Annotated in this window: 12 protein-coding genes and 1 riboswitch; of the genes, 6 read left to right on the forward strand and 6 right to left on the reverse strand. The window is 68.3% G+C overall.

Going from position 1 to position 14,617, the window contains the following annotated elements:
- Positions 1–16: 16 nt before the first annotated feature.
- From thiD to thiM, 3 genes are read right to left on the reverse strand one after another with little or no spacing between them, the layout of a single operon-like run.
- Positions 17–823 carry a bifunctional hydroxymethylpyrimidine kinase/phosphomethylpyrimidine kinase gene (gene thiD, locus EV657_RS08510; RefSeq protein ID WP_134077633.1) on the reverse strand — a complete coding sequence of 269 codons (807 nt, stop codon included), beginning with the start codon at positions 821–823 and terminating at the stop codon, positions 17–19.
- On the reverse strand, positions 820–1,434 hold the full coding sequence (gene thiE, locus EV657_RS08515; RefSeq protein WP_134077634.1) for a thiamine phosphate synthase: 615 nt from the start codon (positions 1,432–1,434) through the stop codon (positions 820–822). Before thiE ends, thiD begins: the two co-directional genes overlap by 4 nt.
- On the reverse strand, positions 1,431–2,273 hold the full coding sequence (gene thiM, locus EV657_RS08520; RefSeq protein WP_075785707.1) for a hydroxyethylthiazole kinase: 843 nt from the start codon (positions 2,271–2,273) through the stop codon (positions 1,431–1,433). The genes thiE and thiM overlap by 4 nt, the downstream gene beginning before the upstream one ends.
- A gap of 43 nt (positions 2,274–2,316) precedes the next feature.
- Positions 2,317–2,413, reverse strand: a riboswitch (TPP riboswitch).
- A 180-nt stretch (positions 2,414–2,593) separates the two neighbouring features.
- Here thiM and EV657_RS08525 point away from each other — a divergent pair.
- From EV657_RS08525 to EV657_RS08545, 5 genes are all read left to right on the forward strand, one after another.
- Entirely contained in the window at positions 2,594–3,772 is a 1,179-nt protein-coding gene (locus tag EV657_RS08525) for an RsmB/NOP family class I SAM-dependent RNA methyltransferase (protein ID WP_134077635.1), read from the forward strand.
- A 135-nt stretch (positions 3,773–3,907) separates the two neighbouring features.
- On the forward strand, positions 3,908–6,229 hold the full coding sequence (locus tag EV657_RS08530) for an ATP-binding protein (RefSeq protein WP_243837516.1): 2,322 nt from the start codon (positions 3,908–3,910) through the stop codon (positions 6,227–6,229).
- Between the two features lie 200 nt (positions 6,230–6,429).
- The gene (gene recA, locus EV657_RS08535) at positions 6,430–7,500 is read left to right on the forward strand and encodes a recombinase RecA (RefSeq protein WP_075785709.1); all 1,071 of its coding nucleotides are present in this window, start codon (positions 6,430–6,432) and stop codon (positions 7,498–7,500) included.
- Positions 7,501–7,654: 154 nt separating this feature from the next.
- Positions 7,655–10,312, forward strand: a complete 2,658-nt coding sequence (gene alaS, locus EV657_RS08540; RefSeq protein ID WP_134077636.1) for an alanine--tRNA ligase — start codon at positions 7,655–7,657, stop codon at positions 10,310–10,312.
- Between the two features lie 4 nt (positions 10,313–10,316).
- Positions 10,317–10,604 (forward strand): DUF1330 domain-containing protein, encoded by a 288-nt coding sequence (locus tag EV657_RS08545; protein WP_075785711.1) that lies wholly within the window; start codon positions 10,317–10,319, stop codon positions 10,602–10,604.
- A gap of 153 nt (positions 10,605–10,757) precedes the next feature.
- On the opposite strand, the gene typA is transcribed toward EV657_RS08545, so the two are convergent.
- Positions 10,758–12,578: a translational GTPase TypA gene (gene typA, locus EV657_RS08550; RefSeq protein ID WP_113668559.1), complete on the reverse strand. Its 1,821-nt coding sequence runs from the start codon at positions 12,576–12,578 to the stop codon at positions 10,758–10,760.
- A 209-nt stretch (positions 12,579–12,787) separates the two neighbouring features.
- Between typA and EV657_RS22155 the strand changes: the two genes are divergently transcribed.
- Complete coding sequence (locus EV657_RS22155) at positions 12,788–13,504, forward strand: VPLPA-CTERM sorting domain-containing protein (RefSeq protein WP_243837514.1); 717 nt, start codon at positions 12,788–12,790, stop codon at positions 13,502–13,504.
- 65 nt (positions 13,505–13,569) lie between these two features.
- Here EV657_RS22155 and EV657_RS08560 read toward each other — a convergent pair whose 3' ends face one another.
- Together EV657_RS08560 and EV657_RS08565 are read right to left on the reverse strand one after the other, a co-directional pair.
- Positions 13,570–13,905, reverse strand: coding sequence for a DMT family transporter (locus EV657_RS08560; RefSeq protein ID WP_134077637.1), 336 nt, complete (start codon positions 13,903–13,905; stop codon positions 13,570–13,572).
- Positions 13,906–13,919: 14 nt separating this feature from the next.
- Entirely contained in the window at positions 13,920–14,528 is a 609-nt protein-coding gene (locus EV657_RS08565; RefSeq protein ID WP_134077638.1) for a YitT family protein, read from the reverse strand.
- Between the last annotated feature and the right edge of the window lie 89 nt (positions 14,529–14,617).

Here is a 14,617-nt window from a genome sequence, read left to right on the forward strand (position 1 = left end):
GCCCCAAGGGGGTCCGTCAGACCGGGAGGTTTCTCAGCGCAAAGAAATGGTCGGTCGGCCCATGACCGTGCCCGACCGACAGCGCCGCCGCGCCCATAATTGCCGCGCGGGTATAGGTGCGCGCCGCTTCGGCCGCAGGGCGCATCTCGCCCGTCCGGGCAAGCCAGGTCGCCAGCGCCGACGAGAGGGTGCAGCCGGTGCCATGGGTGTTGGGGCTGTCGATCCTCGGCCCCTCGAACCAGACCCGCCCGGTCGGGTCCAGCAGCAGATCGGGGCTGTCCGAGCCGGACAGATGGCCGCCCTTCAACAGAACGGCGCGCGGCCCCAGCGCCAGAAGCGCCTCGGCCTGGGCCTCCATCCCAAAGCGGTCTTGCGCCTCGGGACGGCCCAGAAGGTCGGCCGCCTCGGGCAGGTTCGGCGTGATCGCGGCGGCCATCGGCATCAGATGCGCCGAAAGCGCGGCCACGGCCTCTTCGGCCAGCAGCCGGTCGCCGCCCTTGGCCACCATCACCGGGTCCAGCACCACCGGCGCGTCGAGCCCGGCCAGCGCCCCGGCCACCGCCTCGACGATGGCGGCCGAGCCCAGCATGCCGATCTTGACCGCGTCGATGCGGATATCCTCGCGGATCGCGCGGATCTGGTCGGCGACCAGGGCGGGCGCCACCAGCTCTGCCCCGCGCACCCCCTGGGTGTTCTGGACGGTCAGGGCCGTGATCGCGGCCATGCCATAGCCGCCATTGGCGCCGATGGCCTTCAGATCGGCCTGGATCCCGGCGCCGCCCGAGGGGTCGGACCCGGCAATCGACAGGATATTGGGGATCATGCGCTTCTCCAGGCTTCGGCCAGGGCGCGTGCCGCCGCCGCCGGATCGGGCGCGGCGGAAATCGCCGACACCACGGCCATGCCATCGGCGCCCGCCGCCTTGACACCGGCCGCGTCCGCGACCCCGAGCCCGCCGATCGCGACGCAGGGCAGGGTGGTCCTGGTCACGATCCGCCCGAGCCCGTCGACGCCCAGCGGGGCCGCGTGATCGGGCTTGGTCGCGGTCGCATGGACCGGGCCGACGCCCAGGTAATCGACCGCACCCGGGGGGATGGCGTCGAGCTGGGCCAGGGTCTCGACCGACAGGCCAAGCAGCCGCCCCGGTCCCAGGGCCTTGCGCAGCGCGCTTGGGGCGCCGTCGGACTGCCCCACATGGAGCCCGTCGGCCCCTGAGGCCAGCACGACCGCCAGCCGGTCGTTGACGATCAGCGGCACGCCGCGCCGGGTCAGATCCGGTTTCAGCTGCCGGGCGAGCGCGATCAGATCGCTGTCGCTGGCCTGCTTGTCGCGCAACTGCACCATGCTGGCGCCGCCCCGGACCGCCGCCATCACCAGATCCGGCGTGGCGCCGTCGGGGGTGACGAAATAGACGGCGAGCGTCTTGCGGTTCATGAGGGCTCGACCCGTGCGCCGAGGTCCAGCGCCTCGGGCGTCATGGCGTGCAGCGCGTCGAGCAGCGCGACCGCAAAGCTGCCGGGACCGGATGCACCCCTGGCCGCGATTTCGCCTGCCAGCCCGAAACAGGCCAGCGCCGCGACCGTCGCCTCGGCGCGATCGGCGCCCTCGACCGCCACGAAGGCCGCGACCAGCGCGGTCAGCGAACAGCCCAGCGCGGTGACCTTCGGCATCATCGGGTCGCCATTGGAAACGCGCCAGGCGCGGGTGCCGTCGGTCACGTAATCGACCGGCCCGGTGACCGCGACCACCGCCCAGCTGCGCTGGGCGAGGGCCCGCGCCGCCGCCTCGGCCGCCTCGACCGGGTCGGCGCTGTCCGCGCCCTTGCCGCGCGTGGCGGCCCCGGCCAGCGCAAGGATTTCGGACGCATTGCCCCGGATCACTGCGGGCTCCAGCGCCAGAAGATCGCCGCAAAGCGCCTGACGGTACGAGGTCGCGCCAACCGCCACCGGGTCGAGCACCCAGGGCAGCCCCGCCGCCCGCGCCGCCCCGGCCGCGGCCTTCATGCCGGCGGCCCAATGCGGCGAGGGGGTGCCGATATTGATCGAGAGCGCCTGCGCCAGCGGCGTGAATTCACGGGTTTCCTCGGCCGCGTGCAACATCGCGGGCGAGGCACCCGCCGCCAGCAGCACATTCGCGGCGGTGTTCATGGCGACGAAATTGGTGATGCATTGCACCAGAGGCGCGCGGTCGCGCATCGCGGCAAGATGGGCGCCGGGCGTGGGGCTTGCGGTTTGGCTCGGGGCGCCGGTCGGGGTCTCTGTCGCGCTGGGCATGGCTGTCCTCCCCTGGCATCGGACGGCCGCATCGGCCCGCTTTCGGGCCCGGCACGCGACTTCCTCCGCCAGCATGATCTGGTTCAGGTTCTAAGGGTGCTTCTCAGCCCGGGCAGATCCGGACGCCCCTGTCACGGGATCCACCAAACCACGTCCGGGCGCGGATGAAAAGGCCCCGGGTGAGGGCCGCGCTTGCACGCGGGGGACGCGGCTGCCAGAAGACGGGCACCCCCCACGGGGGCGGATCGGATGAAGGGATGGCGGGCGATGACAGAGCATGATGTTGCGGCGGGCCGCGAACGGGCCGGGCTGGGCCGCGCGTGACGCCCGCGGCGCGGATCGCGGCGGCGGCCGAGCTGCTCGATGCCTGGCGCGAGGGCGCTCCGGCCGAGAAGCTGCTGACCACCTGGGCGCGGCAGAACCGCTTTGCCGGCTCGAAGGACCGGGCCGCGATCCGCGACCATGTCTTCGATGCGATCCGCTGCGCCCGATCCTTCTCCGCGCTGGGCGGGGCGGCGACGGGGCGCGGCATGATGCTGGGCGCCCTGCGCGCCGAGGGCACGGACCCCGGGACGGTCTTCACCGGCGAGGGCCACGCCCCGGCGCCGCTGTCCGAGGCCGAACGCGCGCCCATGCCCGGCCTGGCGGATCTGCCCGAGGCGGTCGCCTGCGACTGTCCCGAGGCGCTGGAAGAGATGCTTCGCGACAGCCTCGGCCCGGCCTTCCGCCCGGTGATGGACCTGCTGCGGCACCGCGCGCCGGTCTTCCTGCGGGTCAATCTGCGCCGCAGCGGCCGGGACGAGGCGGCGGCTCAGTTGGCGGGGGAGGGGATCGAGACCCGGCCGCATGCGCTTTCGCCCACCGCGCTTGAGGTGACGGCCGGGGCGCGGCGCGTCCAGCAGTCGCGCGCCTTTGCCGACGGCGTGGTCGAACTGCAGGATGCGGCTTCGCAGGCGGTGGCCGATCTGATGCCGCTGGATGCTGGCGCGCGGGTGCTCGACCTTTGCGCGGGCGGCGGCGGCAAGACGCTGGCCATGGCCGCGCGCGGGACGGCCCGGCATTACGCCCATGACGCGGCCCCGCAAAGGATGCGCGATCTTCCCGACCGGGCCGCCCGGGCGGGAATCGCGGTGACCTGCCTTGACGGCGCGGATCTCGACGAGGCAGCGCCCTTCGACCTGGTGCTTTGCGACGTGCCCTGTTCGGGCAGTGGCGCCTGGCGGCGAAGCCCCGAGGCCAAATGGCGCACGACCCCCGACGATCTGGCCCGGCTGACCGCGCTGCAGGCGGGCATTCTCGACCGGGCCGCAGCACTGGTCGCGCCGGGCGGGCATCTTGGTTATGCCACCTGCTCGCTCCTGTCGGCCGAGAACGACGCGCAGGTCGCGCGGTTTCTTGCCAATACGCCGGGCTGGACCGAGGTCGCCGAGCGGCGCCTGACCCCGCTTGATGGCGGCGACGGATTCTATGCGGCGGTGCTGCGGCGGGGCGATGGCTGACAAGGGTTACGCTGCGTTATTCGGCGATCCCGTGCCGCCGGGTCATCTCGGGCGGGTCGCATTAACCTTCGATTAATACCTGTGGAGAAAGAGTGGGCAAGACGCTCTTTCCGGGAGGCCTCATTGTTGCGTTTCGTGCCCGTTCTGGTGACTGTCCGGCGATCCGCGGCGGCCCATGCCGACCGCGCCTGGGTCGCTTTGGCGCTTGGGGTTCTGCTGGTTGCGGCGGCCTGGACATCGCCCTGGCCCGGGCTTTTCGCGCCCTTGCTGACGGCGGGCAGCACGCTGGCCTGCCTGGCCGTGCTGCTGCGCCTCTTCGGGCGGCCGGTGTCGGACATCCCGTCGGACCGGTTGCGGCGGCTCTGCGCCAGTGCGCCGGGCGCGACACTGGTCACCGATTCCGAAGGTTGCGTGCTGATCGCAAGCCCCGAGGCGCTGCGCCGTGTCGCGGCGGTGCGCGGCCAGCCGGTCGCGGACGCCCTGCAGGCGTTCTTTGCCGATCCGGGTCACGCCGTCGCCGACCTGATCTCGGCCGCCGCCCGGGGCCTTCCGGCCTCGGCCCAACGTACGTTGGCCTCCGGGCCGCTTCGGATCGCCGTCGAACGCGCCGGGTCGGGGCTGTTTCTCTGGCGGCTCGAGTCCTGTGCCGCCGACGGGCCGGAAATTGCGCTGCCGATGGTCCGGCTCGATCCGGCCGGGCGTCTCGCGGTCATCAACGCCGCGGCCCGCGCGCTGATCGGGCAAAGTCCCGACAGCGTGGCGGCCTTGCTGGGCGGCGCATCGGACGAGACCGAAGAGGTGATGGTCGAAACCCCCGAGGGGCCGAGCCGCCGCCGCCTGGTGCAGCTGCGCATGGCCGATGGCGGGCGCGAATTCTATATCCTGCCCGAGGCGGCCGGGGCGCGGGCCGCCGAGGCGCCCGAAGGGTTCCTGGACGCGCTGCCGGTCGCTCTCCTGCAGCTCGACATCGACGGCACGGTGCGGCTGTCGAATGCCCGGGCGAACAAGCTGCTGGGCGCCTATGCCGGCGAGGCGTTGAACCTCTGCGACCGACTCGAAGGGCTGGGACGGTCGGTCGGCGACTGGCTGGCCGATGCCGCCCAGGGCCGCGCCCCCAACACCGCCGAAGTGCTGCGCGTGGCCCGCGACGACCGCGAGCTTTTCGTGCAGGTGGCGCTGGCGCGGATGGGCGGCGGCGGTCTGGTCGCGGTGCTGCATGACGTGACCGAGATGAAGACGCTGGAGGCGCAATTCACCCAAAGTCAGAAGATGCAGGCGATCGGCCAGCTGGCGGGCGGGGTGGCGCATGACTTCAACAACCTGCTGACCGCGATTTCGGGACATTGCGACCTGCTGATGCTGCGCCATGACGCGGGCGATCCCGATTACGGCGATCTGGTGCAGATCCACCAGAACGCCAACCGCGCGGCGAGCCTCGTGGGCCAGCTTCTGGCCTTCTCGCGCAAGCAGACGCTCAGCCCCGAGGTGATGGACCTGCGCGACACGATGGGCGAACTGGCCCATCTGCTGGACCGGCTGGTGGGCGAGAAGGTGCGCCTGAGGATGCGCCATGCCGAGGCGCTGCCGCCGATCCGCGCCGACAAGCGCCAGCTGGAACAGGTGGTGATGAACCTCGTGGTCAATGCCCGCGACGCGATGCCCGAGGGCGGCGAGATCCGGCTGGAAACCGAGGCGGTGCAGCTGAGCACCGAGTTGCAGCGCGACCGCGCCGTGGTGCCGCCCGGCCCCTATGCGATGATCCGCGTCCGCGACGAGGGGCATGGCATTCCGCCCGACCGGCTGACCAAGATCTTCGAGCCCTTCTATACGACCAAGCGCCCCGGCGAGGGCACGGGGCTGGGGCTGTCGACCGTCTATGGCATCGTCAAGCAGACCGGCGGCTTTGTCTTTGTCGACAGCACGGTCGGGCAGGGCAGCTGCTTTTCGGTCTACCTGCCCGCCTATGCCGGCGAAATCGGCCCGGCCGCGCCCCGGCGCGAGCAGGGCACGGTCGAGGACCAGCCCGGATCGGCGGTGGTTCTGCTGGTGGAGGACGAGGCGCCCGTGCGCTCCTTCGCGGCCCGCGCGATGCGGATGCGCGGCCATACCGTGCTGGAGGCCGAAAGCGGCGAGGAGGCCCTTGAAAAGCTCTCCGATCCCGATCTCAAGGTCGATGTCTTCGTCAGTGACGTGGTGATGCCGGGTCTCGACGGGCCGGGCTGGGTCAGCAAGGCCCTGGCCGACCGTCCGGGCACGCGGGTGATCTTCGTCTCGGGTTATGCCGAGGACAGCTTCGGCGAGATCAAGGCGCGGATCCCGAATTCGGTCTATCTGCCGAAACCCTTCTCGCTGGCCGATCTGACCGCCACCGTCCAGCGCCAGCTGCGCGCCGCGGCCCGCGCGCGAGAAGGCCACCCCGACGAAGAAGAGGGACGGCTGCCCGAAGAGGTCTCGTGACCGCCCGGCGCGCCTGGCTTCAGGGCCCGGCCGCGCGATCTCGGCGGGCGTGAACACTTCCTTAACTGTTTCGGTCGATCCTGAGAATGGGAACAATTTGACTTGCAATGTTCGCTTTTTGATCTCATATGAATGAGAACAAGAAGCGAACAAGAGCAGTCATTGCCGCCCGCTTCCGGGTGTGGAATAAGGAACCGAACATGGCGACGGCGAACCTCCTGGACATGGCAGACAAGAAAGCTTCGGACAAACAGAAGGCGCTCGACTCGGCGCTGGCACAGATCGAACGGCAGTTCGGCAAGGGCTCGATCATGCGGCTCGGGGCGGACAACCCCGTGCAGGAGATCGAGGCGACCTCGACCGGCTCGCTCGGTCTCGACATCGCGCTGGGGATCGGCGGGCTGCCCAAGGGCCGCATCATCGAGATCTACGGCCCCGAAAGCTCGGGCAAGACCACGCTGACGCTGCATTGCGTGGCCGAGGAACAGAAGAAGGGCGGCGTCTGTGCCTTCGTCGATGCCGAACATGCGCTCGACCCGATCTACGCCAAGAAGCTGGGCGTCAATCTCGACGAGCTTCTGATCAGCCAGCCCGATACCGGCGAACAGGCGCTTGAGATCGTCGATACGCTGGTGCGCTCGGGCGCGGTCAGCATGGTGGTGGTCGACTCGGTCGCCGCGCTGACGCCCAAGGCCGAGCTGGAAGGCGACATGGGCGATTCCAATCTTGGCGTGCATGCGCGGCTGATGAGTCAGGCGATGCGCAAGCTGACCGGGTCCATCAGCCGCTCGAAATGCATGGTGATCTTCATCAACCAGATCCGGATGAAGATCGGCGTGTTGTTCGGCAGCCCCGAGACCACGACGGGCGGCAACGCGCTGAAATTCTATTCCTCGGTCCGGCTCGACATTCGCCGGATCGGGTCGATCAAGGACCGCGACGAGGTGGTGGGCAACGCCACCCGCGTCAAGGTCGTCAAGAACAAGGTCGCGCCGCCCTTCAAGCAGGTCGAATTCGACATCATGTATGGCGAAGGCATCTCGAAGACCGGCGAATTGCTCGATCTCGGCGTCAAGGCCGGCGTGGTCGAGAAGTCGGGCTCCTGGTATTCCTATGGCGACGAACGGATCGGGCAGGGGCGCGAGAACGCCAAGAACTTCCTGCGCGAGAATACCGAGGTCGCGATGCAGATCGAGGACAAGATCCGCGCCGCCCACGGGCTCGACTTTCACATGAGCGGCGACGACAACGACGAGATGATCGAGGACTGACGCGCCCGCCAGACCCAGGCTTCGGACACCCGCCCCTCTGGGCGGGTGTTCCGCTTTCAGGACGGGGCTTGCGCGTCTGACCCATGGACAGGCCCTGCCCGCGGCGATACATCGGACGACAAACCGGAAAACTCCCCCGAAAGGTCTCAGACCGATGCCCAGCCTGAACGAGATCCGCTCGACATTCCTGAGCTATTTCGAACGGAACGGCCACCAGGTGGTCGACAGCTCGCCGCTCGTTCCCCGCAACGATCCCACGCTCATGTTCGCCAATTCCGGCATGGTGCAGTTCAAGAACCTCTTCACCGGGGTCGAGAAGCGCGACTATACCCGCGCCACCACCGCCCAGAAATGCGTGCGCGCCGGCGGCAAGCATAACGACCTCGACAATGTCGGCTATACCGCGCGCCACCATACCTTCTTCGAGATGCTGGGGAATTTCAGCTTCGGCGACTATTTCAAGTCCGAGGCCATCCCCTTTGCCTGGGAATTGCTGACCCGCGATTTCGGCATCCCGAAGGACCGGCTTCTGGTCACGGTCTACCACACCGACGACGAGGCGGCCGCGATCTGGAAGAAGGTCGCGGGGCTGTCCGACGACAAGATCATCCGCATCCCGACCAATGACAATTTCTGGATGATGGGCCCGACCGGCCCCTGCGGCCCCTGCACCGAGATCTTCTACGATCATGGCGATCACATCTGGGGCGGCCCGCCCGGATCGCCCGACGAGGATGGCGACCGGTTCATCGAGATCTGGAACCTCGTCTTCATGCAATACGAGCAGTTCGAGGACGGCACCCGGCGCGAGCTGGCGGCGCAGTCGATCGATACCGGCATGGGGCTCGAACGGATCGGCGCGCTCTTGCAGGGCAAGCACGACAATTACGACACCGACCTGATGCGCGACCTGATCGAGGCCTCGGCCCATGCCACCTCGACCGAGCCCGACGGGCCGGGCAACGTGCATCACCGGGTGATCGCCGACCACCTGCGCTCGACCTCGTTCCTGATTGCCGACGGGGTGACGCCCTCGAATGACGGCCGCGGCTATGTGCTGCGCCGGATCATGCGCCGCGCGATGCGGCATGCCCATCTTCTGGGCAGCCAGGACCCGGTCATGTATCGCCTCGTGCCCGCGCTCGTGACCCAGATGGGCGCGGCCTATCCGGAACTGCGCCGCGCCCAGGCGCTGATCGAAGAGACGCTGAAGCTGGAGGAAACCCGCTTCATCCAGACGCTGGACCGCGGCCTGCGGCTGCTCGACGAGGAACTGGCCCGTCTGCCCGAGGATGGCGATCTGCCCGGCGAGGCGGCGTTCAAGCTCTACGATACCTACGGCTTCCCGCTCGACCTGACCCAGGACGCGCTGCGCGAGAAGGGCCGCAAGGTCGATGTGGCGGGTTTCGATGCCGCCATGGCCGAACAGCGCGCCAAGGCCCGCGCCAGCTGGGCGGGATCGGGCGAGACGAAGGAATCGACCATCTGGTTCGAGATCGCCGAGCGCGTCGCCGCGACCGAATTCCTCGGCTACGACACCGAAACCGCCGAAGGCCAGGTGATGGCGCTGGTGGCCGACGGCGCCGAGGTCGACGAACTCGCCCCTGGCACCACCGGCTGGATGATCGTCAACCAGACCCCGTTCTACGGGGAATCGGGCGGCCAGGTCGGCGATACCGGCACCTATCTCAAGCCCGAGGGGCGGGGCGAGATCCTCGATACCCAGAAGATGCCGGGCGGGCTCTTTGCCCACAAGGTGACGCCCGCCAAGGCGCCGCTGGCCGTGGGCGACGCGGTCGAGCTTCGGGTGGATCATGCCCGCCGTTCGGCGATCCGCGCCAATCACTCGGCTACCCACCTGCTGCACGAGGCCCTGCGCCAGACGCTGGGCGATCACGTCGCGCAGAAGGGCTCGCTGAACGCGCCCGACCGGCTGCGCTTCGATTTCAGCCATGCCAAGGCGATGGCGGTCGAGGAACTGGCCGCGGTCGAAAGCCAGGTCAACGGCTTCATCCGCCAGAACTCGGCGGTCGAGACCCGGATCATGACGCCGGACGATGCCCGCGCCATCGGCGCCCAGGCGCTTTTCGGCGAGAAATACGGCGACGAGGTGCGGGTCGTCTCGATGGGCCGTGCCGCGACCGGCAAGGGGCACGACGGCCAGACCTGGTCGATCGAGCTCTGCGGCGGCACCCATGTCGCCCGTACCGGCGATATCGGACTGTGCGTCGTGCTCGGCGACAGCGCTTCCTCGGCCGGTGTGCGCCGGATCGAGGCGCTGACCGGGCAGGCCGCGCTCGACCATCTGATCGCGCAGCAACAACGCCTCGCCGAGGTGGCCGAGGCGGTCAAGGCCCCGGCTTCGGATGTGGTCGCGCGCATCCGCAGCCTGGTCGAGGAACGCCGCGCGCTGGAACACGAGGTTACCCAGCTTCGCCGCGAGCTGGCGCTGGCGGGCCCGGCGGGCGCAGCCCCCGAGGTGCGCGAGGTCCATGGCGTGCCCTTCCTCGCCCAGGTCCTGCACGGCATTTCCGGCAAGGACCTGCCGCCGATCATCGACGAGCACAAGGCCCGGCTCGGCTCTGGCGCGATCCTGCTGATCGCCGAGGCCGACGGCAAGGCCTCGGTTGCGGCAGGCGTCACCCCGGATCTGACCGACAAGGTCTCGGCGGTCGATCTGGTCAAGGCGGCGGTCGCGGAACTTGGCGGCAAGGGCGGCGGCGGCCGTCCCGACATGGCCCAGGGCGGGGCGAAGGACGCGGCCAATGCCGAAGCCGCGATCAAGGCGGCCGAAGCTGTGCTGGGGGCCTGAGCCGATGCCCGCGCTCTGGATCGCCCATGTCACCGTGACCGATGCCGAGGCCTATGCGAAATATGCCGAACTGGCCGGTCCCGCCATCGCCGCGCATGGCGGCCAGTTCATCGCGCGGGGCGGCCGCTTCGTCCAGCTCGAGGGCCGCGAAAGACCGCGCAACGTGGTCGCCCGCTTTCCTTCGGTCGAGGCCGCGGTCGCCTGCTACAACAGCCCCGAATACCAGGCCGCGCTCGACCACGCGCGCGGCGCCTCGGAACGCGAGCTGATGGTCGTCGAAACCAGCGAATAACGCCCCTTTGGCACCCCGAAGACAAAGGCCGCGCTCCGATCCCGGGCGCGGCCTTTTGCATGTCTTCTTGGCGCAAATACCCAAAAAGAAAACGGCCCCGTCAGGGGCCGTCTCTGAAACCGTCGCCCGAAGGGCGTCCGCAGGATGACGGGCTCAGCCCGCGGCGCGCGCCTGGCGCTTGCGCTCATGCGGGTCGAGATAGCGTTTGCGCAGCCGGATCGACCCCGGCGTCACCTCGACCAGCTCGTCGTCGTCGATATAGGCGATGGCCTCCTCGAGGCTCATCCTGACCGGCGTCGTCAGCCGCACCGCCTCGTCCGTGCCCGAGGCGCGGATGTTGGTCAGCTTCTTGCCCTTCAGCGGGTTCACTTCCAGATCGTTGTCGCGCGAATGCTCGCCGATGATCATCCCCTGATAGACCTGCTCCTGCGCGCCGATGAACAGCTTGCCGCGGTCTTCGAGGTTGAACAGCGCATAGGCCACCGACACCCCGTCCTCGATCGAGACCAGAACGCCCGCGCGCCGGCCCGGAATCGGCCCTTTGTGCGGCGCCCAGTCGTGGAACACGCGGTTCAGCACGCCGGTGCCGCGGGTGTCGGTGAGGAACTCGCCCTGATAGCCGATCAGCCCGCGCGAGGGCACATGGGCGATGATTCGCGTCTTGCCCGTGCCGCCGGGGCGCATCTCGGCCAGATCGCCACGCCGGACGCCGGTCAGCTTCTCGATCACCACGCCCGAAAATTCATCGTCGACGTCGATGGTGACCTCTTCGATGGGCTCCAGCCGCTGGCCGTTCTCTTCGCGCATCAGCACCTGCGGGCGCGAGATCGACAGCTCGAAGCCCTCGCGGCGCATGTTCTCGATCAACACGCCCATCTGCAGCTCGCCCCGGCCCGCGACCTCGAAGGCCTCGCCGCCGGGGGTGTCGGTCACCTGGATCGCGACGTTCAGTTCGGCCTCGCGCATCAGGCGTTCGCGGATCACCCGCGACTGCACCTTCTTGCCTTCGCGACCCGCCAGCGGGCTGTCGTTGATGCCGAAGCTGACGCTGATCGTCGGCGGGTCGATGGGCTGGGCGGGCAGCGCCTCGGTGACCTGCGGCGCGCAAAGCGTATCGGCAACGGTCGCCTTCGACATGCCCGCGAGCGTCACGATATCGCCCGCCTCGCCCGCCTCGATGGGCTGCTGCGACAGGCCGCGGAAGGCCAGCACCTTCGACACCCGGAAGCTTTCCAGCATCTCGCCGGTCCGCGACAGCGCCTTCACGGTGTCGCCCGGCTTGACCCGGCCGCTTTCGACCCGTCCTGTCAGGATGCGCCCGATGAAGGGATCGGCCGAAAGCGTGGTCGCCAGCATGCTGAAGGGTGCGTCGGTCCGGGCCAGCTGCTTCGGGGCCGGGACATGCTCGAGGATCAGGTCGAAGAGCGCGTGCAGGTCCTTGCGCGGCCCGTCCAGCTCCATATCCGCCCAGCCCGACCGGCCCGAGGCATACATATGCGGGAAATCGAGCTGCTGGTCATTCGCACCGAGGCTCGCGAACAGATCGAAGACTTCGTTCAGCGCGCGGTCGGGTTCGGCCTCGGGCTTGTCGACCTTGTTCAGGACGACGATGGGCCTGAGCCCCAGCGCCAGCGCCTTGGCGGTCACGAACTTGGTCTGGGGCATCGGCCCTTCGGCGGCGTCGACCAGAAGCACCACCCCGTCGACCATGCTGAGAATCCGTTCCACCTCGCCGCCGAAATCGGCGTGGCCGGGGGTGTCGACGATATTGACCCGGTGGCCGTCCCATTCGACCGAGGTGCATTTCGCCAGGATGGTGATCCCGCGCTCGCGTTCAAGATCGTTCGAGTCCATGGCGCGTTCGGCCACGGACTGGTTCTCGCGGAAGGCGCCGGATTGTTTCAGGAGCTGGTCCACAAGCGTCGTCTTGCCATGGTCCACGTGTGCGATGATCGCGATATTGCGAAGGTCCATCGAATATGCCTCGAAATGGGGGTTGCGGCGGACATACCCTGTGCGAGGGCCAAAGACCAGTGCCCATTGCGGCAGCAGCTTTTCACGGGACGCGCGCCACAGCCCGACCAGTGGTCGCAGTGACGTCTGGTCAGCGTTGCCGATCCAAATGCGGCATTGGTAAGGCGAGGTGGGGGTATTTCCTCGTTAAATCAATTTCGGAGTTGCTTATGAAAAGTCTTGTCTCCGGCGCGCTGATTGGCGGCGCGGCCATCCTGTCATCCTTCGCCACCGACGTCGACGCGGCGACAACGGTTACGGTCTTTGAAGAACCGCTCGTGTTCGGTGAGGACCACGCTGATCTCGACGGCGACGGTATCGAGGATTTCTATTTTCTGGCTGGCAGTACAAGTGGGCTTATCGGCGAGTTCGGTTATTATGATTTTCGCCCCGAAAGCGCTCTTGGAGATGGATGGACGTACCGCCAGACTTTGATGTTGCAGAGCGGGCCGACAGGCAACAACCGCGGTAGCTTGCCCCAGTTTTTCGAGGCTGGCGACACAATATCTTCGTGGGGCTATGGCACATCGAATTTTGTCAATGTCTACGGTGATGGTGTGGAGGGGCCCCTGGACGAAATCGGGGCCAGCGCCTTCATTGGCTTTGTCTTCGAAAAGTACACCTCTTGCGATGACCCGGACAGCGAATACTGTGAGGATGAAGGCTACGGCGAATACGAGACAGGGGCTTGGCAGTTCGGCTGGCTCGAACTCGAGCGCGGCGAACAAGGCCTGATGGTCAAAAGCATGGGGTTGGCGGACTACTCTGAGGATGCCGAAATCCCCGGTGCCGCTCTGCCGCCGGTCGCGCCGGTGCCGCTGCCCGCGGGCCTGCCCTTGCTGGTTGCCGGTCTGGGGGCCTTCGGTCTGATCCGGCGTCGCCGCTGATCCTCAGGGCATTTCGACAGTCGCGAAAGCCGTCCCTCGGGGGCGGCTTTCCTCTTTCGGGCCGGTCAGTGCGCGGCGGTTTTCGAGAAAAGGTGAATGACGAGAATGCCCGCGATGATCAATCCGAGCCCCAGCGCGCCGGGCCAGTCGATGCGCTGGCCGAAGACGGCCCAGCCGATCCCCGAGATCAGCACGATGCCAAGCCCCGACCAGATCGCATAGACGATCCCGACCGGCATCACCTTCAGCGTCTGCGCCATGAAATAGAACGACAGCGCATAGCCCAGCACCACCAGCACCGAGGGCCAGAGCCGGGTGAATTGCTGGCTCGCCTGCAGCGAACTGGTGGCCATGGTCTCGGTGACGACGGCGAGCAGCAGATAGAGGTAATGCTTGGGCATGGAACGCTCCGGACCTAGCGCGCGATATAGCGGTCGCGCCGGTGGTTGGTGGCGATGATGACATTCAGAACCGCCGCGCCCGCCAGCGAACACAGCACGGTCAGCGGCGGGATCGCCGCGAAGGCCAGCGCGAAGACGATGGCGTCGAAGCCAAGTTGCACCCAGCCCGCGCGGATGCCCCGGCTGTCCTGCAGCCAGAGCGCCATGATGCCGACACCGCCGAGGCTCGCGCCATGGCGGAACAGCGCCAGCAGCCCCGCGCCCGCGACGACCCCGGCCAGCATGGATCCGGCCAGCGGCTGCACCCGGCCCGGCGTCAGCACATGCGGCATGAGTTCGGTGAACAGCGACAGCAGGGCGATCGCGCTGAAGGTCTTGACGGTGAAGGCCAGCCCCATCCGGCGCAGCGCCAGCCAGTAGAAGGGCAGGTTCAGTGCAAAGAAGACCGGCCCGAAGCCGAAGCCGCTGACATAGCTCGCGACCAGCGACAGCCCGGCGATCTGGCCGGTGACAAGGCCTGCGCTTTTCAGGATCTGCACCGAAAGCGCCACCAGCAGCGTGCCCACGACCAGCCCCTGGGCATCCTCCAGAAGCGAATGGCGGGGAACGGTCGGCGGGGGCATGTCGGTCGGCATGGGCTAGGGGATGGCGCGGCGGGCGCGGCTTGTCCAGTGCCTTGAAACCGAAAAGGGGCCGACGCGGCGGCCGGCCC

Origin of the sequence: Rhodovulum visakhapatnamense (assembly GCF_004365965.1) — a bacterium.
GTDB classification, from domain to species: Bacteria; Pseudomonadota; Alphaproteobacteria; order Rhodobacterales; family Rhodobacteraceae; genus Rhodovulum; species Rhodovulum visakhapatnamense.

Bases quoted from the DNA above. Each gene is read 5' to 3' on its own strand.
- thiM (WP_075785707.1), bottom strand. From the start codon at position 2,273: ATGCCCAGCGCGACAGAGACCCCGACCGGCGCCCCGAGCCAAACCGCA.
- EV657_RS08545 (WP_075785711.1), top strand. From the start codon at position 10,317: ATGCCCGCGCTCTGGATCGCCCATGTCACCGTGACCGATGCCGAGGCC.
- typA (WP_113668559.1), bottom strand. From the start codon at position 12,578: ATGGACCTTCGCAATATCGCGATCATCGCACACGTGGACCATGGCAAG.
- thiD (WP_134077633.1), bottom strand. From the start codon at position 823: ATGATCCCCAATATCCTGTCGATTGCCGGGTCCGACCCCTCGGGCGGC.
- EV657_RS08560 (WP_134077637.1), bottom strand. From the start codon at position 13,905: ATGCCCAAGCATTACCTCTATCTGCTGCTCGCCGTCGTCACCGAGACC.
- alaS (WP_134077636.1), top strand. From the start codon at position 7,655: ATGCCCAGCCTGAACGAGATCCGCTCGACATTCCTGAGCTATTTCGAA.
- EV657_RS08565 (WP_134077638.1), bottom strand. From the start codon at position 14,528: ATGCCCCCGCCGACCGTTCCCCGCCATTCGCTTCTGGAGGATGCCCAG.
- EV657_RS22155 (WP_243837514.1), top strand. From the start codon at position 12,788: ATGAAAAGTCTTGTCTCCGGCGCGCTGATTGGCGGCGCGGCCATCCTG.
- recA (WP_075785709.1), top strand. From the start codon at position 6,430: ATGGCGACGGCGAACCTCCTGGACATGGCAGACAAGAAAGCTTCGGAC.
- thiE (WP_134077634.1), bottom strand. From the start codon at position 1,434: ATGAACCGCAAGACGCTCGCCGTCTATTTCGTCACCCCCGACGGCGCC.